This is a genomic window from Agrobacterium sp. NPDC089420, from assembly GCF_044900305.1.
GTDB lineage: Bacteria > Pseudomonadota > Alphaproteobacteria > Rhizobiales > Rhizobiaceae > Agrobacterium.
Genome location: NZ_JBJDMY010000005.1, coordinates 74,603 through 99,546 on the forward strand (window position 1 = coordinate 74,603; position 24,944 = coordinate 99,546).

The 24,944-nt window shown below is 60.0% G+C and carries 33 protein-coding genes; 14 read left to right on the forward strand and 19 right to left on the reverse strand.

The window, feature by feature from the left end:
- Window positions 1–141 precede the first annotated feature (141 nt).
- A complete protein-coding gene (locus ACI2KA_RS09270) occupies window positions 142–1,401 on the reverse strand; it encodes an N-acetylmuramoyl-L-alanine amidase (RefSeq protein ID WP_404501341.1) in 1,260 nt (419 codons plus the stop codon).
- 645 nt (window positions 1,402–2,046) lie between these two features.
- On the opposite strand from ACI2KA_RS09270, the gene ACI2KA_RS09275 reads away from it, so the two are divergent.
- Window positions 2,047–4,932 (forward strand): Rne/Rng family ribonuclease, encoded by a 2,886-nt coding sequence (locus ACI2KA_RS09275; protein WP_404501343.1) that lies wholly within the window; start codon window positions 2,047–2,049, stop codon window positions 4,930–4,932.
- A gap of 352 nt (window positions 4,933–5,284) precedes the next feature.
- On the opposite strand, the gene ACI2KA_RS09280 is transcribed toward ACI2KA_RS09275, so the two are convergent.
- The 3 genes from ACI2KA_RS09280 to ACI2KA_RS09290 form a co-directional block, all read right to left on the reverse strand.
- A complete protein-coding gene (locus ACI2KA_RS09280) occupies window positions 5,285–5,989 on the reverse strand; it encodes an SDR family oxidoreductase (protein ID WP_404501344.1) in 705 nt (234 codons plus the stop codon).
- Window positions 5,990–6,128: 139 nt separating this feature from the next.
- Window positions 6,129–6,494: an antibiotic biosynthesis monooxygenase family protein gene (locus tag ACI2KA_RS09285; protein ID WP_404501346.1), complete on the reverse strand. Its 366-nt coding sequence runs from the start codon at window positions 6,492–6,494 to the stop codon at window positions 6,129–6,131.
- Window positions 6,491–6,817 carry an NIPSNAP family protein gene (locus ACI2KA_RS09290; protein WP_404501348.1) on the reverse strand — a complete coding sequence of 109 codons (327 nt, stop codon included), beginning with the start codon at window positions 6,815–6,817 and terminating at the stop codon, window positions 6,491–6,493. The genes ACI2KA_RS09285 and ACI2KA_RS09290 overlap by 4 nt, the downstream gene beginning before the upstream one ends.
- A gap of 74 nt (window positions 6,818–6,891) precedes the next feature.
- On the opposite strand from ACI2KA_RS09290, the gene ACI2KA_RS09295 reads away from it, so the two are divergent.
- Window positions 6,892–7,575, forward strand: coding sequence for an ArsR/SmtB family transcription factor (locus ACI2KA_RS09295; protein ID WP_404501350.1), 684 nt, complete (start codon window positions 6,892–6,894; stop codon window positions 7,573–7,575).
- A 24-nt stretch (window positions 7,576–7,599) separates the two neighbouring features.
- Here the strand turns inward: ACI2KA_RS09295 and ACI2KA_RS09300 are convergent, their stop codons facing one another.
- The gene (locus ACI2KA_RS09300) at window positions 7,600–8,757 is read right to left on the reverse strand and encodes a pyridoxal phosphate-dependent aminotransferase (RefSeq protein ID WP_404501896.1); all 1,158 of its coding nucleotides are present in this window, start codon (window positions 8,755–8,757) and stop codon (window positions 7,600–7,602) included.
- A 172-nt stretch (window positions 8,758–8,929) separates the two neighbouring features.
- Here ACI2KA_RS09300 and ACI2KA_RS09305 point away from each other — a divergent pair, with 172 nt between their 5' ends.
- The 5 genes from ACI2KA_RS09305 to aat all read left to right on the forward strand — a co-directional run bounded on the left by ACI2KA_RS09305 (window position 8,930) and on the right by aat (window position 12,760).
- A complete protein-coding gene (locus ACI2KA_RS09305) occupies window positions 8,930–9,697 on the forward strand; it encodes a DsbA family protein (RefSeq protein ID WP_404501351.1) in 768 nt (255 codons plus the stop codon).
- A 125-nt stretch (window positions 9,698–9,822) separates the two neighbouring features.
- Window positions 9,823–10,260, forward strand: coding sequence for a type II 3-dehydroquinate dehydratase (aroQ, locus tag ACI2KA_RS09310; protein WP_003496340.1), 438 nt, complete (start codon window positions 9,823–9,825; stop codon window positions 10,258–10,260).
- Window positions 10,261–10,285: 25 nt separating this feature from the next.
- Entirely contained in the window at window positions 10,286–10,780 is a 495-nt protein-coding gene (gene accB / locus ACI2KA_RS09315; protein WP_404501353.1) for an acetyl-CoA carboxylase biotin carboxyl carrier protein, read from the forward strand.
- Window positions 10,781–10,792: 12 nt separating this feature from the next.
- Window positions 10,793–12,139, forward strand: coding sequence for an acetyl-CoA carboxylase biotin carboxylase subunit (gene accC / locus ACI2KA_RS09320; RefSeq protein WP_065653954.1), 1,347 nt, complete (start codon window positions 10,793–10,795; stop codon window positions 12,137–12,139).
- A gap of 6 nt (window positions 12,140–12,145) precedes the next feature.
- On the forward strand, window positions 12,146–12,760 hold the full coding sequence (aat, locus tag ACI2KA_RS09325; RefSeq protein WP_404501355.1) for a leucyl/phenylalanyl-tRNA--protein transferase: 615 nt from the start codon (window positions 12,146–12,148) through the stop codon (window positions 12,758–12,760).
- A 15-nt stretch (window positions 12,761–12,775) separates the two neighbouring features.
- Here the strand turns inward: aat and ACI2KA_RS09330 are convergent, their stop codons facing one another.
- The 5 genes from ACI2KA_RS09330 to gatB all read right to left on the reverse strand — a co-directional run bounded on the left by ACI2KA_RS09330 (window position 12,776) and on the right by gatB (window position 16,494).
- Window positions 12,776–13,213, reverse strand: a complete 438-nt coding sequence (locus ACI2KA_RS09330) for a DUF2155 domain-containing protein (RefSeq protein WP_404501357.1) — start codon at window positions 13,211–13,213, stop codon at window positions 12,776–12,778.
- A gap of 128 nt (window positions 13,214–13,341) precedes the next feature.
- Window positions 13,342–13,740, reverse strand: coding sequence for an NADH:ubiquinone oxidoreductase subunit NDUFA12 (locus ACI2KA_RS09335; protein ID WP_404501358.1), 399 nt, complete (start codon window positions 13,738–13,740; stop codon window positions 13,342–13,344).
- Window positions 13,741–13,849: 109 nt separating this feature from the next.
- Window positions 13,850–14,323, reverse strand: coding sequence for a GNAT family N-acetyltransferase (locus tag ACI2KA_RS09340; protein WP_404501360.1), 474 nt, complete (start codon window positions 14,321–14,323; stop codon window positions 13,850–13,852).
- Complete coding sequence (locus ACI2KA_RS09345) at window positions 14,320–14,817, reverse strand: GNAT family N-acetyltransferase (protein WP_404501361.1); 498 nt, start codon at window positions 14,815–14,817, stop codon at window positions 14,320–14,322. The genes ACI2KA_RS09340 and ACI2KA_RS09345 overlap by 4 nt, the downstream gene beginning before the upstream one ends.
- A 171-nt stretch (window positions 14,818–14,988) precedes the next feature.
- Window positions 14,989–16,494, reverse strand: coding sequence for an Asp-tRNA(Asn)/Glu-tRNA(Gln) amidotransferase subunit GatB (gatB, locus tag ACI2KA_RS09350; RefSeq protein WP_080856274.1), 1,506 nt, complete (start codon window positions 16,492–16,494; stop codon window positions 14,989–14,991).
- Between the two features lie 34 nt (window positions 16,495–16,528).
- On the opposite strand from gatB, the gene ACI2KA_RS09355 reads away from it, so the two are divergent.
- On the forward strand, window positions 16,529–16,966 hold the full coding sequence (locus tag ACI2KA_RS09355; protein ID WP_404501898.1) for a DUF1294 domain-containing protein: 438 nt from the start codon (window positions 16,529–16,531) through the stop codon (window positions 16,964–16,966).
- On the opposite strand, the gene ACI2KA_RS09360 is transcribed toward ACI2KA_RS09355, so the two are convergent.
- Complete coding sequence (locus tag ACI2KA_RS09360; protein ID WP_404501363.1) at window positions 16,948–17,457, reverse strand: GNAT family N-acetyltransferase; 510 nt, start codon at window positions 17,455–17,457, stop codon at window positions 16,948–16,950. The genes ACI2KA_RS09355 and ACI2KA_RS09360 overlap by 19 nt on opposite strands.
- Before the next feature lie 274 nt (window positions 17,458–17,731).
- On the opposite strand from ACI2KA_RS09360, the gene ACI2KA_RS09365 reads away from it, so the two are divergent.
- A complete protein-coding gene (locus tag ACI2KA_RS09365) occupies window positions 17,732–17,989 on the forward strand; it encodes a YjhX family toxin (protein WP_404501365.1) in 258 nt (85 codons plus the stop codon).
- Between the two features lie 72 nt (window positions 17,990–18,061).
- Here ACI2KA_RS09365 and ACI2KA_RS09370 read toward each other — a convergent pair whose 3' ends face one another.
- From ACI2KA_RS09370 to ACI2KA_RS09385, 4 genes are all read right to left on the reverse strand, one after another.
- Window positions 18,062–18,559: a GNAT family N-acetyltransferase gene (locus ACI2KA_RS09370; protein ID WP_404501367.1), complete on the reverse strand. Its 498-nt coding sequence runs from the start codon at window positions 18,557–18,559 to the stop codon at window positions 18,062–18,064.
- On the reverse strand, window positions 18,550–20,031 hold the full coding sequence (gene gatA, locus ACI2KA_RS09375; protein WP_031233865.1) for an Asp-tRNA(Asn)/Glu-tRNA(Gln) amidotransferase subunit GatA: 1,482 nt from the start codon (window positions 20,029–20,031) through the stop codon (window positions 18,550–18,552). Before gatA ends, ACI2KA_RS09370 begins: the two co-directional genes overlap by 10 nt.
- Before the next feature lie 54 nt (window positions 20,032–20,085).
- A complete protein-coding gene (gene gatC / locus ACI2KA_RS09380; protein ID WP_003496362.1) occupies window positions 20,086–20,373 on the reverse strand; it encodes an Asp-tRNA(Asn)/Glu-tRNA(Gln) amidotransferase subunit GatC in 288 nt (95 codons plus the stop codon).
- Window positions 20,374–20,498: 125 nt separating this feature from the next.
- Window positions 20,499–21,203, reverse strand: a complete 705-nt coding sequence (locus ACI2KA_RS09385; protein WP_404501369.1) for a metal-dependent hydrolase — start codon at window positions 21,201–21,203, stop codon at window positions 20,499–20,501.
- A gap of 84 nt (window positions 21,204–21,287) precedes the next feature.
- Here ACI2KA_RS09385 and ACI2KA_RS09390 point away from each other — a divergent pair, with 84 nt between their 5' ends.
- A complete protein-coding gene (locus tag ACI2KA_RS09390; protein WP_022556051.1) occupies window positions 21,288–21,590 on the forward strand; it encodes a zinc ribbon domain-containing protein YjdM in 303 nt (100 codons plus the stop codon).
- An 11-nt stretch (window positions 21,591–21,601) separates the two neighbouring features.
- Window positions 21,602–22,081, forward strand: a complete 480-nt coding sequence (gene ruvX / locus ACI2KA_RS09395; RefSeq protein WP_404501372.1) for a Holliday junction resolvase RuvX — start codon at window positions 21,602–21,604, stop codon at window positions 22,079–22,081.
- Here ruvX and ACI2KA_RS09400 read toward each other — a convergent pair.
- Together ACI2KA_RS09400 and ACI2KA_RS09405 are read right to left on the reverse strand one after the other, a co-directional pair.
- Entirely contained in the window at window positions 22,033–22,350 is a 318-nt protein-coding gene (locus tag ACI2KA_RS09400) for a DUF6105 family protein (RefSeq protein ID WP_404501374.1), read from the reverse strand. The two genes, ruvX and ACI2KA_RS09400, sit on opposite strands and share 49 nt — an antisense overlap.
- Window positions 22,347–22,508, reverse strand: a complete 162-nt coding sequence (locus ACI2KA_RS09405) for a hypothetical protein (protein ID WP_174029276.1) — start codon at window positions 22,506–22,508, stop codon at window positions 22,347–22,349. The genes ACI2KA_RS09400 and ACI2KA_RS09405 overlap by 4 nt, the downstream gene beginning before the upstream one ends.
- Before the next feature lie 69 nt (window positions 22,509–22,577).
- Here ACI2KA_RS09405 and ACI2KA_RS09410 point away from each other — a divergent pair, with 69 nt between their 5' ends.
- Entirely contained in the window at window positions 22,578–22,712 is a 135-nt protein-coding gene (locus ACI2KA_RS09410) for a hypothetical protein (RefSeq protein WP_404501375.1), read from the forward strand.
- A gap of 44 nt (window positions 22,713–22,756) precedes the next feature.
- On the opposite strand, the gene ACI2KA_RS09415 is transcribed toward ACI2KA_RS09410, so the two are convergent.
- Window positions 22,757–23,401: a TetR/AcrR family transcriptional regulator gene (locus ACI2KA_RS09415; RefSeq protein ID WP_404501377.1), complete on the reverse strand. Its 645-nt coding sequence runs from the start codon at window positions 23,399–23,401 to the stop codon at window positions 22,757–22,759.
- Window positions 23,402–23,587: 186 nt separating this feature from the next.
- Between ACI2KA_RS09415 and ACI2KA_RS09420 the strand changes: the two genes are divergently transcribed.
- A complete protein-coding gene (locus ACI2KA_RS09420) occupies window positions 23,588–23,863 on the forward strand; it encodes a type II toxin-antitoxin system Phd/YefM family antitoxin (RefSeq protein ID WP_404501379.1) in 276 nt (91 codons plus the stop codon).
- The gene (locus tag ACI2KA_RS09425) at window positions 23,863–24,168 is read left to right on the forward strand and encodes a hypothetical protein (RefSeq protein WP_404501381.1); all 306 of its coding nucleotides are present in this window, start codon (window positions 23,863–23,865) and stop codon (window positions 24,166–24,168) included. Before ACI2KA_RS09420 ends, ACI2KA_RS09425 begins: the two co-directional genes overlap by 1 nt.
- Before the next feature lie 118 nt (window positions 24,169–24,286).
- Here the strand turns inward: ACI2KA_RS09425 and ACI2KA_RS09430 are convergent, their stop codons facing one another.
- On the reverse strand, window positions 24,287–24,898 hold the full coding sequence (locus ACI2KA_RS09430; protein WP_404501383.1) for a GNAT family N-acetyltransferase: 612 nt from the start codon (window positions 24,896–24,898) through the stop codon (window positions 24,287–24,289).
- Between the last annotated feature and the right edge of the window lie 46 nt (window positions 24,899–24,944).

Below are 24,944 nucleotides of genomic sequence, written 5' to 3' on the forward strand. Positions count from 1 at the left end.
GAATCCGCTTTCCGAGTAACGCGGCGAATGTGAGTAAAATAGGGCTTTGTGTTGTTAATCATCCGCAAGACCCAAGAATTGAACAGCTTTTTGGCCCTTAGCGGCACGGCGGCAACAGCATTGCCGCACCGCGCCACAGGCTTATCCGCCGTTCGCCATCGCCTTGGCCCGGTATCGCCCAACCGCGGTCGCCAGCGTGTCGGCGACCTTGTTGCGCCATTCGGCATCGAGAAGCAGCTTTTCATCGTCCGGATTGGAAAGGAACCCGAGTTCCAGCAGCACCGACGGCACGTCATGGGCGCGCAGCACCATGAAACCGGCGTAACGATGAGGATTGTTGATGAGGCCGACCTGTCCTTCGAAGGAGGAGACGATGTTTTCCGCCAGCGTCACCGAAAAGGCCTGGGTTTCGCGGCGGGTGAAATCGAGCAGGATATCGGCGACTTCCGGCGGCTCGCTGGAGGCCGCCACGCCGGCGATCTGGTCGGACTTGTTTTCGCGCTCCGCCAGTTCCTGCGCCATGCGGTCTGAGGCGCGGTCCGACAATGTATAAACGGTCGCGCCGCGAATGCCCTTCTGTTTCAGCGTATCGGCATGCAGGGATATGAAGAGATTGGCATTATTCTGGCGGGCGATGGTCACCCGTTCGGACAGAGCGAGGAAGGTATCGGAATCGCGCGTGAGGAAGGCCTTGATGCCGGGTTCGCGGTTCAGACGTTCCGCAAGCTCCTTCGCAAAGGTCAAGGTGATGACCTTCTCCTCCGTCCCCGTCGTGCCGCCGGTGGCGCCGGCGTCGATGCCGCCATGGCCGGCATCGACCGCGATGACGAATTCCGCCGGCCGGGACGTGCCGTCGCCGGGCGCAATCGCGGCCGTGGTTACCGGTGCGGGCGCCTGCCATTGCTGGTCCTTCACCAGTTCGGCGAATTTGCCCTTGGTGGTGATTTCCGTATCGATCACGAAACGGAACGACGCTCCGTCCTCGGCCTTTTTCGTTTCGGCGACAGCCACCTGAACCGGCTTTTTCGCCGTCAGCACGATGCGGGCGCTGTTTTGGCCCATGCTGCCGAAGCGTATATCCGAAAAAAGGCCGGTCGGCTTGAGATCGGATGCGGGAAAGGCAAAATTCACCGCCGGGAAATCGATGACGATGCGGGCGGGCGAATCGAGATAATGGACGTCGAATTCCGGCTCCTCGGCAAAATCGAGGACGATGCGCGTGCGCGCCTCGTCACCGATGATGCGCGCCTGATGAACGATGAGCGGGCCGGCGGCGTGGGCTGCGGAAACGACGGAAGCGGCGGAGACAAGCGACAGCAAGAAGGCGCAGCCAAGCCGCGCGATTCGCGCACCAAGCGGCCCTGCCCCACCGAATATCGCTGCGTTGCGCGTGAAATTCATGGTCTTCAAGAAATTCCGTATTTCAGTCATTTTCGATAAATGGGGCGGAAAAGCACCGGCAACGTCCCTGTTTCGACCACGCCGGACGTTTGTTTGCGCGTTTGCGCCCCACAATCGCAGGCCTTGGTGAACCAATTGTTAACCCGGAAATTCCACCAATAATATGGCATATTTAGCCAGCCTATTGCTATTATGACAGAGAAAACATACAACACGGATGAGGGTTAAAAGTGTTGACGGGATAGATGCCCGCCGGCTGCCAATCGAAAAAGACGCTGGCGCTGCACATCGGGCAATCATCTGCCGTCGTTACATTTATCCTGAAACTCGATCAATTCCGGCCGTGGCCGGAGACCTACCCGGTGGCGCTGCCACCGCCGCTCTGAGGAGAGCAAATTCATCGGATCCCAAGGGGTCTATATATTATTGTCGTTCCGCCTGGCCAATGATGTCGCAGCAGTTTTCACATGAACCGGATACCAGGAGCAGGCCAAGCGCCTCGCCGTCGGTCCGGATGCTGCCAGTTTACAGACGCCCGGCAGGAGACTTCATTTCCGGCACATCCTTGCACTCATATGAAAGGCTCGTCCGTGTGACGGGCCTGTTCTCGTATAAAACAAGGCTGCGCCGAGGAGCACAGCTTACATGGCAGACAAAATGCTTATCGACGCCTCCCACGAAGAGGAGACACGCGTAGTCGTTGTCCGTGGGAACCGGATCGAAGAATTCGATTTTGAATCGGAGCACAAGAAACAGATCCGCGGCAATATCTACCTTGCCAAGGTCACGCGCGTTGAGCCTTCGCTTCAGGCGGCCTTCGTCGATTACGGCGGCAATCGCCACGGCTTTCTCGCTTTTGCGGAAATCCATCCCGACTATTACCAGATTCCGCTTGCCGACCGTCAGGCGCTCCTGAAGGCAGAAGCAGAGGACCATCGCCGCAGCGACGATTTCGAATCGGCCGATGCGCCCGAACCTGCCGCCCCGATGATCGACCTTTCCCAGGTGGATCAGCCGGATGTCGGCATTGTTTCCGCTGATGAAATCACTGAAACCGTCGTCACGGAAGAAGCAGCGCCCACAGCGGAATCTGTCTCCGAGGAAGCGGCCGTAGAGGCAGTTGCGGAAGAAGCGCCCGCCGAGGAAGAAAAGCCGAAAAAGCGTACCCGCCGCCCGCGCGCCAAGAAGAAGACCGCCGAAGACGAAGCAGCGGCAGTCGAAGCGTCTTCCGAAGACGACGGCAGCACCGGCGGCGAGATGGCGGCCATGGTCGATGCCGATACGATTTCCGAGGAAGTCGAAGGGCTTCGCCGCGGCAATGACGATGACGACGACGATGATGACGATCATCACGAGAAGGAAGTGATCGAATCCGTCGGCGCCGAAGACGCCATGGAAGAGGTTCCGGATCGCGTTGCCCGCAAGCCGCGCAAGCAGTACCGCATTCAGGAAGTCATCAAGCGTCGCCAGATCCTCCTGGTCCAGGTGGCCAAGGAAGAGCGTGGCAACAAGGGTGCCGCACTCACCACCTATCTGTCGCTTGCCGGCCGTTATTCCGTGCTGATGCCGAATACGGCGCGTGGCGGCGGCATTTCCCGCAAGATCACCCAGCCGACCGACCGCAAGCGCCTGAAGGAAATTGCGCGCGATCTGGAAGTGCCGCAGGGCATGGGCGTCATTCTGCGCACCGCAGGCGCCAACCGTACCCGCGTCGAGATCAAGCGCGACTTCGAATATCTGATGCGCCTGTGGGAAAACGTCCGCACGCTGACGCTGAATTCCACGGCCCCCTGCCTCGTTTACGAGGAAGGTTCGCTGATCAAGCGTTCGATCCGCGACCTTTACAACAAGGATATCGGCGAGATCATCGTTTCCGGCGAAGAAGGCTATCGTGAAGCGAAAGACTTCATGAAGATGCTGATGCCGAGCCACGCCAAGGTGGTTCAGCCTTACCGCGACATTCACCCGATCTTCTCGCGCTCCGGCATCGAAGCCCAGCTCGACCGGATGCTGCAGCCGCAGGTGACGTTGAAGTCCGGCGGTTACCTCATCATCAACCAGACGGAAGCGCTGGTGTCGATCGACGTCAACTCCGGCCGCTCGACCCGCGAGCATTCCATCGAGGAAACCGCGCTGACGACCAACCTCGAAGCCGCGGAAGAAGTGGCGCGCCAGCTGCGCCTGCGCGACCTTGCCGGTCTTGTCGTCATCGACTTCATCGACATGGAGGAAAAGCGCAACAACCGCTCCGTCGAGAAGAAGCTCAAGGATTGCCTGAAGAACGACCGCGCCCGCATCCAGGTCGGCCGCATCTCGCATTTCGGCCTGCTGGAAATGTCGCGCCAGCGCATCCGCGCTTCGGTGCTGGAATCGACCACGCAGGTCTGCCAGCATTGCGGCGGCACGGGCCATGTGCGCTCGGAATCCTCCATCGCGCTGCATGTTCTGCGTGGCGTCGAGGAATATCTGCTGCGCAACACCACCCACAACATCACGGTTCGCTGCACACCGGAAACGGCGCTCTACCTGCTCAACCACAAGCGCGGCACGATCGTCGATTATGAAGGCCGCTTCGGCGTGTCGATCATCATCGCTGCCGATGCCGGCGTCGGTGCACAACATTTCGCCATCGATCGCGGTGACGCCGTTGAGAACCCGGTGAAGATCGAAAGCCTCATCCAGATGCTGCCGAACTTCGTGGAGGAAGAAGACGATTTCGTCGCCGAGGTGGAAGAGGACGAAGACGAGGAAGAAGTTGTCAAGGCCGAGAGCACCCAACCACGCCAGCAGCCGCAGGGCGACAATGGCGAGGACGGCAAGCGCAAGCGCAAGCGTCGCCGCCGCCGTCGCGGCAAGGGTGGCCAGGGCGACCAGAACGGTACGCTCGATGCCCAGTCCGGCGATGACGCCGATGAGGCAGATGGCGACGACGGCATCGAAACCGATGAGGCCGGTGCAGAGACCGACGCAGATGCGGCGGAAACGGTGGCTTCCGAGGAGGACGGCAAGCGCAAGCGCCGTCGTCGCGGCAAGCGCGGCGGTCGCCGTAACCGTGCGGAAGACGACGCTCTCGATGCCGCCGGTGCGGAAGCCGATGATGAAGGCGAAAGCGACGATGTTGCCGTAGAAGCATCGGCCACCGAAGAACCGATCGCCGCCGAGGTGGTGGAAGGTACGGTTGCCGAGGTTGTGGAAGTGGAAGCGCCGAAAAAGCCGCGCCGCACCCGCAAGGCAAAAGCGAAGACCGAAGCCGAAGACGCGCCGAAGGCCGAAACCGTGGAAACGGTAGAGCCGGTGATCGTCGCAGAAACCGTCGTCGACATCGCCATCGAAGAAGCAGGCGAAGCCTCGGCCGATCTCGCTCCGGAAGCGGAAACGCCGGCGAACGAAGAAAAGGTGCGCGCGAACCGGGGCAGCAATGTCTCGAATTCGGAACCGGTTGTCACCTCTTCCGGTTCGTCCACGACGCCCGAGGGCGATGAGCCGAAACCGCGCAAGGGCGGCTGGTGGCAGCGCAAGGGCTTCTTCTGATAGAAGCAACATTTTAGATGAAAACGCCCGCGACGTTGTCGCGGGCGTTTTGTTTTGGCGGAATCGTCTTCCTGCATCGTCCTCACCCTTGAGGCAAGGCTGTACGGTTGAAAGGATTTGATGCGCTGCGCCGCCCAAACGATCATCTCGAACGACGCGAATTTTCTCGGCGTTATCCTTGGGCTTCTCCCAAGGATCCAAACACTCCAATACAATCAACCGGTTGCAGATCCTCGGTACCAGCCCGAGGATGACGTCGAGTGCGGAGCATATCTTCAATCGACGGCAACGCCGGCGGCTTATCGTCGGCGCTTTCGTTTCAGAGGAAGATTTAGGTGTTCTACCTGCACTCTCAGACAGACCGCGTCAGTCCGCCATCGACACGAATGTTCTGGCCCGTGATGTACCCTGCCCCTTCAGACGCGAGGAACGCCACGGTGGCGGCGATTTCCTCGCTCTTGCCGTAACGCTGCATCGGCACGCTCTCACGGCGTTCTTCCGTAGCCGGCAGGCTGTCGATCCAGCCGGGCAAGACATTGTTCATGCGGACATTGTCGGCCGCGTAGGTATCGGCAAAGATCTTGGTATAGGCGGCAAGGCCGGCGCGGAACACGGCGGATGTGGGAAACATGCTGCTCGGTTCGAAAGCCCAGGCCGTCGAGATGTTGATGATGACGCCCGCCTTCTGCTTCACCATGATGGGCGCGACGATCCGCGTTGGGCGGACAACGTTCATGAGATAGACATCCAGGCCGGCGTGCCACTGCTCGTCGGTAATATCGAGAATGGCGGCGCGCGGGCCATGGCCGGCACTGTTGACCAGCACGTCGATGCGCCCGAATTTTTCGAGCGTCAGATCCGCCAGCCGGTTGAGGTCGTCATTCGACTGGTTGGAGCCGGTGACGCCAATACCGCCCAGTTCCTTCGCCAGCGCCTCTCCCTTGCCGGAAGAAGACAGGATTGCGAGCCTGTAACCATCCGCTGCCAGACGTTTTGCCACGGCCGCCCCCATGCCGCTGCCGCCCGCCGTTACAATCGCCACTTTTTCCGCCGACATCGTTTTCTCCATTTCCAATCCAGCGGACCGCCGCGTGGCGGTCCTGCATCCGTAAACTGCCTCATCTATACCGGGTTTCAAAGACGAGTTCGAACCAGAAAGCCTTGGAATGGCGTGCAGAAAAACTGATGCTGAGATGTCAGCTTGCCCCGCGCCCCTCCATGGCATGGGCTTTCCGGCTGTCGGCCGGGGCCTCGTGCCTGTCCTGCAAGCCATAATCGCGGATGACTTGGGCAATACGCAACCGGTAGTCGGAAAAGACGCCGGACCGGCCCAGCGACTGCGCGGCGCGATGCGCCATAGTGTTGCGCCAAGCCCTCACCGCCGCCTCATCCCGGAAAAAGGACAGAGAGAGCATCTTGTCCGGGTTACCGATGCTCTGGAACCTTTCGACGGACAGGAAACCATCGATGGTTTCGAGTTCGGCGCGCAGACCGGCCGCAATGTCGAGATAATGCAGTTTTTCGCCCTCGGCCGGCCAGACCTCGAAGATGACCGCGATCATTGCCGGCTCCCCGATTGCGGCGTCGAGGCAAGGCGCAGGAACAGCCGGTCCTCGCGGCGGATAAATTGTTCGCGGCGCGCGAATTCGTAATTTTCCCGCCCGGCCGGATCGGCAGCGAGCCTTGCCCTGTAGGCTTCGTAAGCCGCAAGGCTTTCGATATTGTAGACGCCGTAAGCAATGGTGCTCGATCCTTCCTTCGGCGCGTAATAACCGATGAGATCGGCACCGCAGCGCGGGATCGCCTCACCCCATGTGCGGGCATATCGTTCGAAGGCATCGACCTTGAAGGGGTCGATCTCATAGCGGATGAAACAGGTCAGCATCGTTGGACTCCTCGTGTTCTGCCACTCCTTTCTACGCCATTGCCCCACATCGATTCTTCGGTTATCATCGAAGCATGAAAGACGGACCCTTGATCGCCAACGTCGCTGCCCTGATCGGCGACCCTGCCCGCGCCAACATCTTGACCGCGCTGATGGATGGACGCGCGCTGACCGCAAGCGAGCTGGCGGAAGCCGCCGGCGTGACGCTGCAGACAGCCAGCGGGCACCTGTCGAAACTCTCGGACGCGCAGCTCTTGAAGGCGGAAAAACAGGGGCGCCACCGTTATTTCCGTCTTTCCGACGAGGATGTGGCGCAGGTCCTGGAAGCCTTGATGGGCCTTGCCCAGCGCACCGGCGCGGTGCGCGTCCGCACTGGGCCGAAGGACAAGGCCCTGCGCGAAGCGCGCATCTGTTACGATCATCTGGCCGGGGAAAGCGGCGTAGCGCTGCTTGCCGCCATCACCGAAAAAGGGCTCGTGACGCCCGGCGATGATCCCGTGCTAACGGATAGCGGGCGCGACTTCTTCTCAAAATTCGGCATCGATCTTTCGCCGCTCGAAAAGGCGCGCCGCCCGGTCTGCCTGCATTGCCTCGACTGGAGCGAACGCCGCCACCACCTCGGCGGCGGGCTTGGCGCTTCGCTGCTCGATGCCATGCAGCAGCGCGACTGGCTGCGGCGCGGACACGGCCGCGTGCTGACCTTCACGGCAAAGGGCGAAACGGCATTCAACAGCACCTTCAGCTGTACGCCCGCCTGATCTTCCCGGGCGAATGATACGGGCTTATTTCAGCCAGCCGGCAATACGTCCCACCGCCTCGGCAATATCCGACACCGAACCCGCATAGGAAATGCGCAGCGCCCGGTGGCCTTCCTCGGGATCGAAATCCATGCCCGGTGTCGCCGCCACGTCGATTTCCGCCAGCATGCGCCTGGCAAAATCCATGCTGTCATTGGAAAAACGGCTAGTATCGACATAGGCGTAAAAAGCGCCATCCATCGGGGATGCCAGCGGCAGGCCGATTTCCGGCAGACGCGCCATCAGGAAATCGCGGTTGGTGCGATAGCTCTCCCTGTAGACGTCCAGTTCCTCCGCCGCCGAAAAGGCTGCGGTTGCCGCAAGCTGCGACAGTTCGGGTGCCGAAATATAAAGGCTCTGGGCCAGACACTCGACCGGACGGACCAGATTTTCCGGCAGGACCATCCAGCCGATACGCCAGCCGGTCATGCAATAATATTTGGAGAAGGAATTGATGATGACGGCATTGTCGGTGATTTCAAGCGCGCTTGTCTCTTCGCCGACAAAGGTGAGGCCGTGATAGATTTCGTCGGAAATGAAGGCCATGTCACGGCTTTCGCAATAGCTCGCCAGCCGCTTCAGCGCCTCGCGGCCGGTGACCGTGCCGGTCGGGTTGGCGGGGCTTGCCAGAAGCACGCCCTTCAGCTTGCAGCCCGCTTTCGTTTCCGCCCGCTCCAGACTTGCCGGCGTCAAGGTATAGCCGGTTTCGGCCGTGACCGGCACTTCGACGACATTGAGGCCGAGCGCCTTCAGAATATTGCGATAGGCCGGATAACCGGGCCTTGCGATGGCGACATGGTCGCCCGAATCGAAAAGGCTGAGAAAAGCGAGATTGAAGGCGGCCGAGGAGCCGGTCGTCACGGCAATGCGCGCCGGATCGACCACGACCTGGTGGCGCAGCCGATAATGCCCGGCAATCGCTTCGCGCAATTCACGCAGGCCCAGCGCGTCGGTGTAACCGATACGGCCGTGTTTCAGAGCCGCCTCGGCCGCTGCCAGTGAGGCTTTCGGTGCGGGATGGGAGGGCTGGCCGACCGCCATGGAAATGACGGGGCGTCCCGCCTGCCTGCGCCGGTTCGCTTCCGCCAGGATGTCCATGGCATGAAAGGGTTCCACCGCGCTCCGCTTCGACATCGTAATCAAGGGCATGCTCTTTCCTGAACCGTATTTCAGAGACTTGCCGCAGAATCACAATCTTCACAATCATGCGACCATAATGCGGACAACTATTTTTGCCGTATGGCATTTGGCTTAAAGTAAGGTAATTGCCATCATAATATCCATGAGGCACTGGCCGCACAGTATGAGGACCGATATGGCGCATTTTCTCCGTTCCACCCTTCTCGCCAGCGTAACGGCCCTTTCGACAGTATTCGCCTCCCTGCCCGCCCATGCGCTCGACGCGCAGCAGAAGAAGGAAATGGGCGAGTTCATCAAACAATATCTGATCGAGAACCCGGAAATCATGCTTGAGGTTCAGGATGCGCTCGAACGCAAGCAATATGCGGCGCGCAACGCCAAGGCGGCCGAAGCCGTCGCCGACAACAAGAAGGCCATTTTCGAATCGAAATTCGACCTGGCGCTCGGCAATCCGGATGGCGACGTGACGCTGGTCGAATTTTTCGACTACAATTGCGGCTATTGCAAACGCGCCATGGGCGACATGGACAATATCCTGAAGAGCGACAAGAAGGTGCGGGTCGTCCTCAAGGAATTCCCCATCCTCGGACCGGAATCGGTCGCCGCTCACCGCGTTTCCAACGCCGTGAAGCTGCTTGCGCCGGGCAAATACCCCGAATTCCAGCGCACCCTGCTCGGCGGCCGCGGACGGGCGAACGAGGACAGTGCCATGGAAGTCGCTACCTCGCTTGGCCTCAAGGAAGCCGATATCCGCAAGTCGATGGCGGAAAACCCCAATGACGAACAGGTGCAGGAAACCTACAAGCTGGCCAACAGCCTCGGCATTACCGGAACGCCGTCCTATATCGTCGGCGACGAAGCGGTTTTCGGCGCGGTCGGCGCGGACCCGCTGAAGGAAAAAATCGCCAATATGCGCAGCTGCGGAAAAGCCACCTGCTCCTGATTGCCAAAAAAGCCCCTGCATTCCCTGTGAGATGCCGGCCAAGCCGGCGCTTTACGGCTTTCGGGGGCTTTTCCTTGACGGCTGCGCAGTCTATAGGTGTCGCTGATTTTCTTATGGAAACGTGAATGAGCAACATCATCATCGTCATCAACGGCCCCAATCTCAACATGCTGGGAAAAAGGGAACCGGGTATCTATGGTGGCAAGACGCTGAAGGACATCGAGAATGATTGTCTTGCGGCTGGTGCCGATCTTGGTTTCGCAGTGGAATTCCGCCAGTCCAACCACGAAGGCGTGCTCGTGGACTGGTTGCATGAGGCGGGCGAGAGGGCGGCGGGCGTCGTCATCAATCCCGGCGCTTACAGCCATACCTCCATCGCGTTGCACGACGCCATCCGTGCGATTTCCACACCTGTCGTGGAAGTGCACATTTCCAACATCCACGCCCGCGAGGAGTTCCGTCACAAATCGATGGTATCACCGGCGGCAAAGGGCATGGTCTGCGGTTTCGGACCATACGGATACATCATGGCGCTTCATGCGCTGAAAAACATCACGGCATAAAAAGAAACAAAGAATAGGGTTTGTCATGTCTGAAAAGAAACAGGGTATCGACAAGGAACTGATCCGCGAGCTCGCGAATATCCTCAACGATACCGACCTTTCGGAAATCGAAGTGGAGCAGGAAGACCTGCGTATCCGCGTTTCCCGCGCGGCTCCCGCTCCCGCCACGGTCTATGCCGCGGCGCCTGCCCCTTATGCGCCCGCCCCGGCGGCAGCTCCCGCTGCCGCACCGGCAATCGCAGCGCCGGCTGCACCTGCGGCATCTGCAGCACCGGCCCGCAACCCGGCCAATACCGTGTCCTCGCCGATGGTCGGCACGGTCTATCTGTCGCCTGCACCGGGCGCCCGTCCCTTCATCGAAGTGGGCGCGACCGTCAAGGAAGGCCAGACCATCGTCATCGTCGAAGCCATGAAGACCATGAACCAGATCCCGGCGCCCAAGTCCGGCAAGGTCGTGGAAATCGTCGTCAACGACGCTCAGCCCGTGGAGTATGGCGAAGCCCTCGTGGTCATCGAATAAAGGCGGTTCAGCATGGTTTCGAAGATCCTCATAGCCAACCGCGGCGAGATCGCGCTCCGCGTCCTGCGCGCCGCGAAAGAGCTTGGCATTCCGACGGTCGCCGTGCATTCCACGGCCGACGCGGACGCCATGCATGTGCGCCTTGCCGACGAAAGCGTTTGCATCGGCCCGCCGCCCTCGCGTGACAGCTACCTCAACATTCATCAGATCGTTGCGGCCTGCGAAATCACCGGTGCGGACGCCGTTCACCCCGGTTACGGCTTCCTGTCGGAAAACGCCAAGTTCGCCGACATTCTCGACGCGCACGGCATCACCTTCATCGGGCCGACCGCCGAACATATCCGCATCATGGGCGACAAGATCACCGCCAAGCAGACGGCACAGGAACTCGGCATTCCCGTGGTTCCCGGTTCCGATGGCGAAGTGAAGCCTGAAAACGCGCTCGAAATCGCCCGGACGATCGGTTTCCCGGTCCTCATCAAGGCGACGGCTGGCGGCGGCGGTCGCGGCATGAAGGTGGCGAAGACCGAAGCCGATCTGGAAGAGGCGGTTGCGACCGCCCGTTCCGAAGCGGCGGCAGCCTTCGGCAACGACGCCGTCTACATGGAAAAGTACCTCGGCAAGCCGCGCCATATCGAAGTGCAGGTGTTCGGTGACGGCGAAGGCAATGCCGTTCACCTTGGGGAGCGCGATTGCTCGCTGCAGCGCCGTCACCAGAAGGTGCTGGAAGAAGCCAATTCGCCGGCTCTGACCGTCGAACAGCGCATGAAGATCGGCGAGATTTGCGCGAGCGCCATGCGCAAGCTGAAATATCGCGGCGCCGGCACCATCGAGTTCCTTTATGAGAACGGCGAGTTCTATTTCATCGAAATGAACACCCGCCTGCAGGTGGAGCATCCGGTGACGGAAGCGATTACCGGCATGGATCTCGTGCAGGAGCAGATCCGGGTCGCTTCCGGCCAGGGCCTGTCGGTCACGCAGGATGATATCGAGTTCCATGGCCATGCCATCGAATGCCGAATCAATGCCGAGGACCCACGCACCTTCGTCCCCTCGCCTGGCACGCTGACCTATTTCCACACGCCGGGCGGCCTTGGCGTGCGCGTTGATTCGGGCGCCTATCAGGGCTACAAGATCCCGCCTTATTACGACAGCATGATCGGCAAGCTGATCGTCCACGGCCGCGACCGTGACGAGTGCATCCGCCGCCTGCGTCGGGCGCTGGACGAATTTGTCGTCGACGGCATCAAGACCACGCTGCCGCTTTTCCAGGATCTTCTGCAGAACGAGGATATTCTGAAGGGCGATTACGACATTCACTGGCTGGAAAAATACCTGGCCGGTGACGCGTCTCACTAAGACGATATGGTTGGGCGACGCAGCAGAAATAACGGCATAACGGTCGATATCCTGCTGCGCGCCTATTCCGCCGGCCTGTTTCCCATGGCCGATTCGGCGGACGATCCCGAGCTTTTCTGGGTCGAGCCCGAGATACGGGGCATCATCCCGCTCAACTCCTTCCATATTTCCAAAAGCCTCGCCAAGGCGATGCGCAAGAAGCCTTTCGAGATACGCTTCAACACCGCCTTCGAAGCGGTGATGGCGGGCTGTGCGGCGGAAGCGCCGGACCGGCCGAGCACCTGGATAAACGCCACCATTCGAAGACTTTATACCGAGCTGCACCAGATCGGCCATGCCCATAGCGTCGAGGCGTGGGACGGCAAGGAACTTGTCGGCGGCCTTTACGGCGTCTCGCTGGGCGCCGCCTTTTTCGGCGAGAGCATGTTTTCCCGCCGCACCAATGCGTCGAAGATTTGCCTGGTGCATCTGGTGGAGCGGTTGCGGCAGCGGGGATTTACGCTGCTCGACACGCAATTTACGACCGAACATCTGAAGACATTCGGGGCTATCGACGTGCCGAAGCTGGACTATGCGAAAATGCTGGACCTTGCCGTCAACCGGCCCAGTCTGCAATTCTGACGACTTTACGTAAGGTTATTTGCTTGCCGTAGAGGGAGCGGGAACGTCCGAGTCCTGCTTGCAGCCGGTCAGCCACACGTCATAGATCGGATGTTCAACGGCATTGAGGCCGGGGCTGTCAGCAAACATCCAGCCCGTGAAAATCCGCTTGATCTTGCGGTCGAGCGTGATTTCGTCAACCTCGACAAAAGCGTCAATCTTCTGCGCTTCCGTCTGGTCGCGCGAATAACAGACCTTTGGCGTCACCTGCAGCGCGCCGAACTGCACCGTCTCGTCGATATAGACATCGAAGGAGGTGATGCGGCCGGTGATCTTGTCGATGCCCGAAAACACCGCGACGCGGTTTTCCAGGCGCGCGGCGGAGACGGGCGATACGAGGAGGACAGTAGAGACCGCCGCAAACAGCGACACTGCCAGCGCACGCAAAGAACGATCCCGCGTGATTTTCCTCATAGAGTGGTCTCCAAAATTTGCCTGTGTCGAGACGCCGACCGGATCAACGCCTAAGGGCGGAATGTGGCAAAAACCGGTGAGGCCGGCAAAAGCGCGGTGTTTTGCACAACACCGCGCATAACAAGAGCTTAGTTGCCGGGGGTCCAGGCGTCGTAGTCGCCGGTCACGCGCGGGCGCTCGCCGGCCACCGCCAGCGATCCTTGCGGGCGATAGGCCTTGGATGTGCCGGTAAGGTTCGGCTGATGCGCCTTCTGCCAGTCGCGCGCTACGTAATTTTCCTGGCTCGGCGGCACGTCGGTGCGATAATGCATCCAGCCATGCCAGCCCGGCGGAATGGCCGATGCTTCGGCATAACCATTATAGATCACCCAGCGGCGCGGCATGCCCCAGGAGGTGGTGCCACCCTCGTAATAGGTATTGCCCAACTCGTCCTGACCGACCTTCTTGCCGAAGCGCCAGGTGTGAAACCGCGTTCCGATCGTCTGGCCGTTCCACCAGGTGAAGATTTGCGTCAGGAGAGTCTTCATTCTACGTTCCTCGGGCTTGAATGCGCCGCAGCGATTTTCAATGCACGGCACAAGACATGCTTATGCCGCTCCGCACGGCAATTGTCCAGCATTTCAAGATATATCCGCGCTATTTCAGCTTCATCCTGAAGCCCAGATGCCGCTTCTCGAAACCCAGCCGCTCATAGAAGCGATGCGCATCCAGCCGCGCCATGTTGGAGGTGAGCTGCGCGGTCTTCAGGCCCTGACGGCGGGCCTCATCAAGGCAATGATTGATCATCACCGCACCGATGCCGCGACCGCGCATGTCGGCGCGTGTCTGCACCGCCTCGATCACCATCGACTTTGCCCCGCGCCCGACGAGCTTGGTCAGGATCGCCGTCTGGAAGGTGCCGACAACCTCGCCATCCAGCTCCGCCACATAAAGCGTTTCGCTGGGCGACGCCTCGATAGCCCGGAAGGCCGCGAGGTAGTCGGGCTGCGCCGATTCTTCCGCCGTATCGCCGTGGCCGCCGATTTCGTCAGCGGCAAAAATGGCGGCGAGCGCCGGAAGATCGTCTTCGCGTGCGGTGCGGATTATCAACGTCTGCAATGTCGCATTCATCGGGTCAAGCTCTTTTCCATAATAATGCCGGGCAGACCCTCGATACCCGCCATGCGCTCGATTCGATCCACCTCGACAAATCCGACGCCTTCATAAAAGGCGATTGCGACAGTATTTTTAGGCTCGACTTCAAGCCGCATGATTTCCGCATCCGGAAAGCAGGTTTCGAGTTCGGCGAAGAGATCGCGGCCAATACCCTGCCGTTGCAGGTCGGGCGCGACATAAAGCTGGTGCAGCAGGGCCGTCTTCGCCATCCTGGTGGACATGGAGCCATAGGCCATGCCGCCGATCCGTTTGCCGTCATCGGCCACCAGAAACTCGCCGCCCTTTTTCTCAACTCGGTCCTTCATGGCCTGCGGCGAATGCCATGCGGCGATCAACTCGTTCACCTTGTCAGCGCCATAGATCGCGTCATAGGTCGTGTGCCATGTCGCGGCGAGCAGGATACGCACCGGCTCGATGTCACGCAGGCTTGCCGTGCGGATGAAAAACATGATTTAGCTCCGTCCAAAAACAAAAATGCCGGGCGTTGATCCCAGCAAAAAATGTCAGTCCCCCCCCGCACTCGCCGTCATCCTCGGGCTTGTCCCGAGGATCTAAACACGTTTGTCGTAGTGGGCCGTTAGATCCTCGGGTCAAGCCCGAGGATGACGGAGGAGAGGTGTCTACTCTTCCTCGATGCCGAGCTTGGCCTTCACCAGCGCCTGCACCGCCTGCGGGTTGGCCTTGCCGCCCGTCGCCTTCATCACCTGGCCGACGAACCAGCCGGCAAGCGTCGGCTTTGCCTTGACCTTCTCGACCTGATCCGGGTTTGCGGCAATGATCTCGTCCACGGCCTTTTCGATGGCGCCTGTATCGGTCACCTGCTTCATGCCACGCGCCTCGACGATCTCCGCCGGATTGCCACCCTCGTTCCAGACGATCTCGAACAGGTCCTTGGCGATCTTGCCGGAGATGGTCTCGGCCTTGATGAGATCGATGATGCCACCCAGCTGTTCCGGGGAAACCGGCGTCGTCTCGATATCCTTGCCGGATTTGTTGAGCGCGCCGAGCAGATCATTGATAACCCAGTTGGCAGCGGCCTTCGCATCGCGTCCGGCGGCAACGGCTTCGTAATAATCGGCGATTGCCTTTTCCGAAACGAGGATCGAGGCGTCATAGACCGACAGGCCAAGATCGGCGACGAAACGGGCCTTCTTGTCGTCGGGCAGTTCCGGCAGATCGACCTTCAGCGCCTCGACGAAAGCATCGTCGAATTCGAGCGGCAGCAAATCCGGATCGGGGAAATAGCGATAGTCATGCGCGTCTTCCTTGGAGCGCATGGACCGCGTTTCGCCCTTGCCGGGATCGAACAGGCGGGTTTCCTGATCGATGACGCCGCCATCTTCCAGAATGGCGATCTGGCGACGGGCCTCGTATTCGATGGCCTGGCCGACGAAACGGATGGAGTTGACGTTCTTGATTTCGCAACGCGTGCCGAAACCTTCGCCCGGACGGCGCACGGAGACGTTGACGTCGGCGCGCATCGAACCTTCGTCCATGTTGCCGTCGCAGGTGCCGAGATAACGCACGATGGAGCGCAGCTTGGTGAGATAGGCCTTGGCCTCATCCGAGGAGCGCATATCCGGCTTGGAGACGATTTCCATCAGCGCCACGCCCGAACGGTTCAGGTCCACGAAGGACATGGTCGGGTGCTGGTCGTGCATGGACTTGCCGGCGTCCTGCTCCAGATGCAGGCGCTCGATGCCGATCTCGATATCCTCGAAATTGCCCTGGCGGTCCGGACCGAGAGAAATGGTGATGGTGCCCTCGCCGACGATCGGGTCCTTGAACTGCGAAATCTGGTAGCCCTGCGGCAGGTCCGGATAAAAGTAGTTCTTGCGGTCGAAGATCGAACGGTTGTTGATCTTCGCCTTCAGGCCGAGACCGGTGCGCACCGCCTGCTTGACGCATTCCTCGTTGATGACGGGGAGCATGCCGGGCATGGCGGCGTCCACCAGCGACACGTTGGAATTCGGCGCATTGCCGAAGGTGGTGGAAGCACCGGAAAACAGCTTGGAATTGGAGAGAACCTGCGCATGGACCTCCATGCCGATCACGATTTCCCAATCGCCGGTGGCGCCGGGAATGAAGCGTTTCGGATCGGGGGTGCGCACGTCTACAAGGGTCATCTGAAGCTCACGATATACGGGTTCTTTGGCCTTGGTGGGTAGAACAAATGGCGCGCTGGCGCAAGACATGTTGCGCCCTGTGACACGACGCACCGGATTTTCAGCCACGCCGGAGACGGGTTTTTTACACTTCTCGTTTTCAATTCACGCCATGACAACGATTGCTCTCTGTTTCCTGGTCTATATCGCCTTCAATCTTTTTGTCTTTCTCGTCTATTGGTGGGACAAGGACGCGGCGAAGAATGGCGGCTGGCGTATTCGTGAAAGCACCCTGTTGTGGCTGGCTTTCCTGGGCGGCAGCGTGGGAGCAATCTCGGCGCAACATCTTCTCAGGCACAAAACACGCAAGGAACCCTTCCGCAGCATCCTGCTATCCATCGTGATCTTGCAGGCAGGCCTTGTCGCATCCCTAGCGATCATGCCGGATTGGCCGATGCGGCTGATGTCTTTCGCTCAAAATTCCGCGCCGTAGAGACCGCTATCGACCTCGACCAGCTGCTTCTGCAGGCCGACCGACTGCACGTCGCGGTCGAGCTTCGGCGCGTAGGAGACAGAGAGCCAACGGACGCTGTAATCATGATGCCGGAAAAACGCGATGGCCGGTTCGTTCTGTGCATGGGTTTCAAGCCGGACGGCGTCGAAACCCTTGTCCCGTATCAGCCGTTCCATATCGGCGAGCAGCAGGCTGCCGACACGCCGGCGCTGAAAATCCGGATCGACCCAGAAATCGGAAAGCCGGTCGTCAAAATCCTCCCGCGCCGCCCATGCTGCAACCGTGCCGCCCAATTCCGCCACGCGGATGGCGAGCCATGAGGACCGCGTGAAGTTGGAAAAGGCGCTTGCCGCATTGTCGTAAAGCGTCGTGGTTATGCCGAGCGCAATCGTGGCCTGCCGCCATGCCCTGAGGCCGATGGCCGCCAGAACCTCCGCTTCCTGTTCATGCGCATTGCGAATGACGATCAAGCCGCGCCCTCCTTGGCCACGGAAAGTAAAACATCGGCGGCGCGATTCGGCCAGTTTGGTTTTACCGGGCGCGCAACAGACTTGACCGTGGCGGCCTCGCCCGCTAACCAGAACCGGCAAGAACGGAGTTTTTATGTTCGCTCAATCGGAGTCCCGGTAAAGGCCCTGCCCGCAAGTTTATTGCGCGCCGGGCCAGATGAAACCGAGCCGGCTGCCTTAACGGCACCCGGATTTGTTTTCACGCGTCTATACGACGCCGACCGGACTTCCAAAAATGGACATTTCCCGCGCCGAACAGCGCATTTTACACCTGCTCGCCCAGGGCGGCAGAATTGAACTCGTTCGAGACGATACCCGCAAGATCGAAAAACTCGCGCTTTATACGCGCGACGGCTGGATTTTCAGCGGTCTCGATCTCCTCACCTTCCGCAAGCTGAAACGGAAAAGAGCCATCGCCTCTTCCGGCGGCAAACCCTACCGCATCACCATGCGCGGTCTGGAACTCGTGCGGGGTGAGCTGGACAATCGATAACAAAAAGGGCGGCGGCCCACTCGCCGCCGCCCGTCACGATACAAACCGGCGAATGCGGTGTAATCAACCGGACTATGGCGTGAGCCTGCGCTCCAGCTTCACCTTTTCAAGCTCGACCTTCATGATGTCGGACCATTCCATGCCGCGCCAGACAATCTGAAAACCGCAACGCTCGTAAAGACCGATGGCGGCCTGGTTTCCGGCATGGGTATCGATGGTGGCAAGCGGCAGGCCTCGCGCGCGCATCCTGTCGAGAAAATGAAGGATCAGGGCTTTGCCGATCCCCTTGCCCTGCCAGTTCGGGTCCACCCAGAGATCGGAAATATGATGAGGCGCGGCATCGCAAGCGCCCCAGCCGACGACAACACCATCGATTTCGGCAACGGCGATATCACCGGTCGGAGACTTGGCGAAATTCTCGAATTCACCCCTCACCCGCTCGATGACGGCAGGATCGAGATAGCTGTCGTCGAAGGCTTCACCGGAACGCCATGCCGCAAAACCGACAAAGCCGACCGCGTTGCGGTCGGCTTTGTTCATTGGTCTGAGCTTGAGGCTGCTCACCACCACTTGGCGGGGGTGAACTTGCCCGCTGCCTGCTCGATGGCATGGGCCGTCTTGAACAGCGTCTCTTCCTCGAAAGGCTTGCCGATGAGCTGCAGGCCGAGCGGCAGGCCCTTGCCATCAAGGCCGGCGGGAACCGAAAGGCCCGGGAGACCGGCCATGTTGACGGTGATGGTGAAGACGTCCTGCAGGTACATCTTCACCGGATCGGATGCGAGTTCCTCATCACCGACAGCGAAGGCGGAAGACGGGGTGATCGGGGCCAGAATGGCGTCGACGCCCTCATGGAAGACGTTTTCGAAGTCGCGCTTGATGAGGGTGCGGACCTTCTGCGCCTTCAGATAATAGGCGTCGTAATAACCGGCCGACAGCACATAGGTGCCGACCATGATGCGGCGCTGCACTTCCTTGCCGAAACCGGCGGCGCGGCTCTTTTCGTACATGTCGGCAATGTCCTTGCCGTCGACGCGCAGGCCGTAGCGGACGCCGTCATAACGGGCAAGGTTGGAGGAGGCCTCCGCCGGCGCGACGATATAATAAGCGGGAAGCGCGTATTTGGTGTGCGGCAGCGAAATATCGACCACTTCGGCACCGGCATCGCGCAGCCATTCGACGCCCTTGGCCCAGAGCTTTTCGATTTCTTCCGGCATGCCGTCGACGCGGTATTCCTTCGGGATGCCGATCTTCAGGCCCTTCAGCGACTGGCCGATGGCCTTTTCGTAATCCGGCACCGGCAGGTCAACGGAAGTCGTATCCTTGGCATCCACGCTCGCCATGGTTTTCAGCAGGATCGCGGCATCACGCACATCGCGCGCAATCGGCCCTGCCTGATCGAGCGAAGACGCATAAGCGACGATGCCGAAGCGCGAGCAGCGGCCATAGGTGGGCTTGATGCCGACGGTGCCGGTAAAGGCGGCCGGCTGGCGGATGGAACCGCCGGTGTCGGTTGCGGTGGCGCCGGCGCACAGATGCGCGGCAACGGCTGCGGCCGAACCGCCCGAAGAACCGCCGGGCACCAGCTTCTGGTCGGAACCATTGGCGCGCCAGGGGTTGATGGCCGGACCGTACCAGGAGCTTTCATTGGACGAACCCATGGCGAATTCGTCCATGTTGAGCTTGCCGAGCATGACGGCGCCCTGATCCCAGAGGTTCTGGGTGACGGTGGATTCGTATTTCGGCTTGAAGCCGTCGAGAACATGCGAACATGCCTGCGTGTGCACGTCGCGGGTGGCGAAAAGGTCCTTCACGCCCAGCGGAACGCCTTCCAGCTCACCCGCCTTGCCGGCGGCGATGCGTTCGTCCGAGGCCTTCGCCATGTCGCGCGCCTTTTCAGGCGTCAAGGCGACATAGGCGTTCAGCGCGCCGTTCGCCGCATCGATAGCGGAGAGATAGGCGTCGGTCAGCTCGAGAGCGGAAAATTCTTTGGCTTTCAGCTTTTCGCGGGCTTCGGCAATGGTCAGGCTCGTCAGGTCGGTCATGGTCGGCAACGGCTTTCGAAAATCTCGGAAAAATCAGGCGGCGGAGGCGGTCGCTTATTCGACCACTTTCGGGACCATGAAGAAGTCCCGATCGGTCGCAGGCGCATTGGCGACGATGTCTTCCGCCTTGTTGCCGTCGGTCACCACGTCGGCACGCTTTTTCATCTCCACCGGGGTAACGGATGTCATCGGTTCGACGCCGTCGACATTCACTTCCGAAAGCTGCTCCACGAAACCGAGTATGCCGTTCAGCTGGCCGAGCATATTCTGTGCTTCTTCTTCGCTGACAGCGATACGGGCAAGGCGCGCAACGCGCTTCACGGTGGCGAGATCGACGGACATGGTTCTACTCCGGTCAGAATTTTCCTACCCGCTATAATGACCCTGCCCGTCCTTCGCAACGGTAGAAAGCATGTCGCGTCAAACTGTATGGCGGTTTTGCAGTCGCGACATGCACAGGCAAAATGTCAGAAGGACAGCGTGTCGCCTGCCTTCGGCGTGTGAACACGCGTCTGCGCCCCTTCCATGCCGGCCACGAATTTCTCCGGAGTCTGATCGATGATCGGGAAGGAACCGTAGTGGCAGGGAATGACATTTTTGAACTGGAAGAAACGCTGGCAGGCGAGCGCCGCCACCGCCCCGCCCATGGTGAAACGATCGCCGATCGGCACCAGGCCGATATCCGGCTGGTGCAATTCATTGATGAGCTTCATATCGGAGAAGATGTCGGTATCGCCCATGTGATAAACGGCCGGACCGTCCTCGAAATGCAGCATCAGGCCATTGGCATTGCCGAGCGAATGGGAGACGCCGTCCTCGGTGATCTGGGCGGAGGAATGCAGCGCATTGGTGAAGGTGACGGAAAAACCGTCGAAATGCACCGTGCCGCCGGTATTGCCCATATCGACCTTGCCGACACCCTTTACGGCAAGCCATGCGGCAAGATCGGCGTTCGCCAGCACCGTGGCGCCCGTCTCGCGGGCAAGCTGAACGGTATCGCCGACATGATCGCCATGGCCATGGGTCAGGAGAATATGGGTGATGCCCTCGGCAGCCGATTTCCCGTCCTGCCCGGCAAAACCGGGATTGCCGGTGAAGAACGGATCGATGAGGATCTTCGCGCTGCCGTTTTCGAGGCGGAAGGCGGAATGGCCGAGCCAGGTGATTTTCATGGGAAGTTCTCCTTTGTATTACCGGTATATTATGACATAGGACGGCCTGAACAACCGCAGTACCGATATTTAAGAGAGGCGACAATGGCCGCTGACAATGACGATTATGTGTACGATGAAGCCACCGGCGAATGGCGGCCGGCTTCCGAACTGGCCGCAGAAGCGGCGCGTGCGAAGGAGGTGCGCGATGCGGCGGGCAATGTGCTGGCGGATGGCGATTCCGTAACGTTGATCAAGGATTTGAAGGTCAAGGGCACCAGCACGGTCATCAAGCAGGGCACTGTCATCAAGTCGATCCGCCTGACCGACAATCCGGAAGAGATCGATTGCAGGCATGATGCGGTCAAGGGACTGGTGCTGCGCACCGAATTCGTCCGCAAGCGGTAAGGGCACGCGACATGGCGATACTCACCATCGAGGAACTGGCGGAAAGCCTTCAGCCCGCACAGGCGATTGCCGGCCTCGACCTTGGCACAAAGACCATCGGGCTTGCGATGTCGGACCTGTCGCGGCGTTTCGCGACGCCGCGTCCCGTCATCAAGCGGGTGAAATTCACCCAGGATGCCGAAGTTCTGCTGGCTTTTGCCGAAAAGGAAAAGGTCTGCGCCTTCATCATCGGCCTGCCGATGAACATGGACGGATCAGCCGGACCGCGCGTGCAGGCGACACGCGCCTTCGTTCGCAGCATGGGCGAAAAAACCGCCCTGCCCTTCATTTTCTGGGATGAACGGCTCTCGACCGTCGCCGCCGAACGCGCACTGCTGGAAATGGATGTTTCCCGCGCCAAGCGGGCCGAACGCATCGATTCGGCCGCCGCGAGCTTCATTCTTCAGGGCGCGCTGGACAGGCTTTCCGCACTCGCCCGCGCGGCCGACTGACGGCCCCGCCACCAGGCGGCAATCTGCTTTCGCTTGCGGAAGGCGACAATCGCAAAAACGATCAGGCTGTCGACCGCAATGGCGCGCGCCACCAGCGGCGGCAGGCTTTCCGGCGGCAGGCCGAGAATATTACCATAGATTTCGAACACCAGATCGTGGGTCTGGCGCGTCAGCATGTAAAAGCCGAAGCTCATGTCGTAATAGGACAGCCAGTACCAGCCGGCCAGCAATGCGACGGGGCCGGCCCAGAGGATCAGAAACCACTTCATGCCGCCTGCCCCCGCGCAAAAAACGTATCAGGAAGGCCGGCAAGCACCGCCCAGCGCACCACGGCCATCAGGCAGAGGTTCAGCGCCGGCGCGTCGATATCCAACGGCAGCAACACAAAAAACGTCATCATGACGCCCAAGGCTGTCCAGCGGCTCACTTGCGGCTCCCTTATGCGCAGTCATTGCGCATGGTTAACATTTCGTTAACCCACACTGGACCCGCAGCCATGGCGACGCAAATGAAAGCTGTCATTATGGTTAATGGCGGGCGGGTGGCATGTGGAAAAGATTATGACCGCGTGAACGGGCAGACCTGCCGCTTGGTTGCCGGCCCGGTGAAAACATGGCTGATTTTTCTTTAATGCCGCACTCGCACCCGGCACGATCCCCCGCCCCGACGGCGGTGTCAGCCGTAAACGCCGCGCACCAGCCGTTTGACGGCCGTGGTGATCTTCTCCCAATCCCGCTCGGATTTCAGCGGTACGCCGGCGAACTGGCCGCTGGCGGCGGCGGAAATGACGAGGTGCTGGATGGCGGCGAACAGCACGGCGTTGACGGCGGCCGTATCCACGCCCTTGGGAGCCGCGAGCGAACCACGCATGCGCTCCAGCCACTTGCCCAGCGACTTGGCGCGGGCCTCGGCCAGCTGGCGCACCTGCGGCGAACCATCCGATACTTCCCAGGCGATGATCTTGCAGACGAGAGGATCGCTGCGCAGCGCCTCGATGAAATAAAGCGCCAGCCTTTCCATGAGATCACCATAGGTCAGAAGAAACATGCCGCCGGTGTCTTCCGGAATGCGATCCTTCACCCAGGAGCCGAGATCCTCGCCGATCGCCTCGATCAGGCCGTCAAGGCCGCCGAAATAACGATAGATCAGCTGCTTGTCGCAGCCGGCGCGGCGGGCGACGGCATTGATGCCAAAACCCTGAAATCCCTCTTCGGCCAGCAGCGACCGCGCCGCATTAAAAATCGCCTTTTCGGTCTGAGCGCGATCCTTGATGCGCTTTTCCGGTCTGTCGGCTGAAATCGCCTCTGCGGTCGCCAGCATGATTCCCTACCCGTTTTCTGAAAGGCCTTTCTCAACGGGTTAACAAAGCATGAAGGGAAGAACAATGTGGCGAGACGGATGGAGAGAAGGTTTTTGTGGATGAGCCGGCCACCAGACCAAAATCGACGGCTTTAAATTTTCTGTATTTTCTGTATTATTCAGGAAATACAGCTTTGAGGATTCCTCATGAAAAGAAAGTCTATTTCCACAGCGGAGTTTATGCGACATTTCGGTCGCTACCATGACGAAGCGCAGAAATCGCCCATTTTGCTGACGAAGCATGGGCGACCTTCGGTCGTGGTGGTGCCGGTCGAACTTTTCGAAAAAATGTTGGGAGGCGACGATCCGCGCAGGTCTTACGCTGCCGGTGAAATGCCCGATGAATTGGCCGCCATGTTCAACGCCCAGCTGGATAAAGACTCCGAAGAATATCGGACATCCCGCGATGAGCGGGACAGATAATGTCCAAGTTCAGACGCGGTGATATCGTTTCCTATCCCTATTTGTGGCGATGGCAGTCTGCGGCTAATCCAACGCGTGACCATGGGGAAAAAGATCGCCCCGTCTGCATGATTCTGACGATTACGGACGCACAGGGCTTGTCGCATATATTGCTGCTGCCCATTTCATCGAAACCTCCGCAGGACAGCCAGCAGCAGGCAATCGAAATACCGAAGCTCGAGCTTCGGCGCGTAAAACTAACCTGCTATGATCGCGGCTGGATCACCGTTAGCGAATGCAATTACGACGTGATCGAACGATCCTAGCATTTCAACGTTCTTCAACAGCCCATCGGACGTTTCAGCGAGACATTTCTTGAGGAAATTCGCACTGCCTTTGCACCGTTTCTGGCGGCGGGGGCAGCACGGGTCATTAGAACCTGAATCACTCCAGCCCCATACCAAACCAGACGCTGCCCGGCGTATCGTAGCTTTCGAGACGTTTGAAGCCGCGCGTTTCCCAGAAGCGCATGCCCGCATGGTTGCGTTCGCTGGCGCCGAGGTGGATGCCGTAGACGTTGTTCTGTCTTGCCATATCCAGCCAGCGCGACAGAAGCCGGGTGCCGCCGCCCTTGCCCTGCGTGCGCGGCAGGAGGTTCATGTGGATATGAGCCGGGAACGGATCGGTGAGCCAGGCAGGCGTGCGGCGCGGGTGGTGGATGAAATGGGCGCGGCGCTGGTCGGCGTCCCAGGTCTGCTGGTCACCGCCGGGGTCGGGGTAAAGGGCGCGCAGATGCGGCCACCATTCCTGCTCCAGCCGCTCCTCATGCCGCGCCGTATCGAGCGCGCCGACGATATAACCGCATACACCCTCCTCATCCTCCGCCACGAAAACGGCATCGGGCCACAGATGCAGATAGGGCACGGAATAGATATGCCCGACCATGCGGCCATCATTATAGAGCGGAGTCGCATCCTGCCCGGCATCGCCGGTGGCAAGGCTTATGGCGTAGAGAGCGTCTTCATCCTCGGCGCGGGCGGAACGGAAGGTCAGCATCGGCAGCCACCTTCCCTTGCCGCACATCGACACACGAAGATGTCAT

Excerpts from the sequence above, each read along its gene's own strand:
- ACI2KA_RS09345 (WP_404501361.1), bottom strand. The coding sequence starts at position 14,817 with ATGTTTTTCATCCGCACGGCAAGCCTGCGTGACATCGAGCCGGTGCGT.
- ACI2KA_RS09425 (WP_404501381.1), top strand. The coding sequence starts at position 23,863 with ATGTCCAAGTTCAGACGCGGTGATATCGTTTCCTATCCCTATTTGTGG.
- ACI2KA_RS09410 (WP_404501375.1), top strand. The coding sequence starts at position 22,578 with ATGGCGACGCAAATGAAAGCTGTCATTATGGTTAATGGCGGGCGGGTG.
- ACI2KA_RS09400 (WP_404501374.1), bottom strand. The coding sequence starts at position 22,350 with ATGAAGTGGTTTCTGATCCTCTGGGCCGGCCCCGTCGCATTGCTGGCC.
- ACI2KA_RS09415 (WP_404501377.1), bottom strand. The coding sequence starts at position 23,401 with ATGCTGGCGACCGCAGAGGCGATTTCAGCCGACAGACCGGAAAAGCGC.
- gatA (WP_031233865.1), bottom strand. The coding sequence starts at position 20,031 with ATGACCGACCTGACGAGCCTGACCATTGCCGAAGCCCGCGAAAAGCTG.
- gatB (WP_080856274.1), bottom strand. The coding sequence starts at position 16,494 with ATGACCCTTGTAGACGTGCGCACCCCCGATCCGAAACGCTTCATTCCC.
- ACI2KA_RS09430 (WP_404501383.1), bottom strand. The coding sequence starts at position 24,898 with ATGCTGACCTTCCGTTCCGCCCGCGCCGAGGATGAAGACGCTCTCTAC.
- aroQ (WP_003496340.1), top strand. The coding sequence starts at position 9,823 with ATGAGCAACATCATCATCGTCATCAACGGCCCCAATCTCAACATGCTG.
- ACI2KA_RS09280 (WP_404501344.1), bottom strand. The coding sequence starts at position 5,989 with ATGTCGGCGGAAAAAGTGGCGATTGTAACGGCGGGCGGCAGCGGCATG.
- ACI2KA_RS09285 (WP_404501346.1), bottom strand. The coding sequence starts at position 6,494 with ATGATCGCGGTCATCTTCGAGGTCTGGCCGGCCGAGGGCGAAAAACTG.
- ACI2KA_RS09305 (WP_404501351.1), top strand. The coding sequence starts at position 8,930 with ATGGCGCATTTTCTCCGTTCCACCCTTCTCGCCAGCGTAACGGCCCTT.
- ACI2KA_RS09270 (WP_404501341.1), bottom strand. The coding sequence starts at position 1,401 with ATGAATTTCACGCGCAACGCAGCGATATTCGGTGGGGCAGGGCCGCTT.
- ACI2KA_RS09295 (WP_404501350.1), top strand. The coding sequence starts at position 6,892 with ATGAAAGACGGACCCTTGATCGCCAACGTCGCTGCCCTGATCGGCGAC.
- ACI2KA_RS09290 (WP_404501348.1), bottom strand. The coding sequence starts at position 6,817 with ATGCTGACCTGTTTCATCCGCTATGAGATCGACCCCTTCAAGGTCGAT.
- gatC (WP_003496362.1), bottom strand. The coding sequence starts at position 20,373 with ATGTCCGTCGATCTCGCCACCGTGAAGCGCGTTGCGCGCCTTGCCCGT.
- ACI2KA_RS09340 (WP_404501360.1), bottom strand. The coding sequence starts at position 14,323 with ATGAATGCGACATTGCAGACGTTGATAATCCGCACCGCACGCGAAGAC.
- ACI2KA_RS09385 (WP_404501369.1), bottom strand. The coding sequence starts at position 21,203 with ATGAAAATCACCTGGCTCGGCCATTCCGCCTTCCGCCTCGAAAACGGC.
- aat (WP_404501355.1), top strand. The coding sequence starts at position 12,146 with ATGGTTGGGCGACGCAGCAGAAATAACGGCATAACGGTCGATATCCTG.
- ACI2KA_RS09365 (WP_404501365.1), top strand. The coding sequence starts at position 17,732 with ATGGACATTTCCCGCGCCGAACAGCGCATTTTACACCTGCTCGCCCAG.
- ACI2KA_RS09330 (WP_404501357.1), bottom strand. The coding sequence starts at position 13,213 with ATGAGGAAAATCACGCGGGATCGTTCTTTGCGTGCGCTGGCAGTGTCG.
- ACI2KA_RS09390 (WP_022556051.1), top strand. The coding sequence starts at position 21,288 with ATGGCCGCTGACAATGACGATTATGTGTACGATGAAGCCACCGGCGAA.
- accB (WP_404501353.1), top strand. The coding sequence starts at position 10,286 with ATGTCTGAAAAGAAACAGGGTATCGACAAGGAACTGATCCGCGAGCTC.
- ACI2KA_RS09335 (WP_404501358.1), bottom strand. The coding sequence starts at position 13,740 with ATGAAGACTCTCCTGACGCAAATCTTCACCTGGTGGAACGGCCAGACG.
- accC (WP_065653954.1), top strand. The coding sequence starts at position 10,793 with ATGGTTTCGAAGATCCTCATAGCCAACCGCGGCGAGATCGCGCTCCGC.
- ACI2KA_RS09275 (WP_404501343.1), top strand. The coding sequence starts at position 2,047 with ATGGCAGACAAAATGCTTATCGACGCCTCCCACGAAGAGGAGACACGC.
- ruvX (WP_404501372.1), top strand. The coding sequence starts at position 21,602 with ATGGCGATACTCACCATCGAGGAACTGGCGGAAAGCCTTCAGCCCGCA.
- ACI2KA_RS09420 (WP_404501379.1), top strand. The coding sequence starts at position 23,588 with ATGAAAAGAAAGTCTATTTCCACAGCGGAGTTTATGCGACATTTCGGT.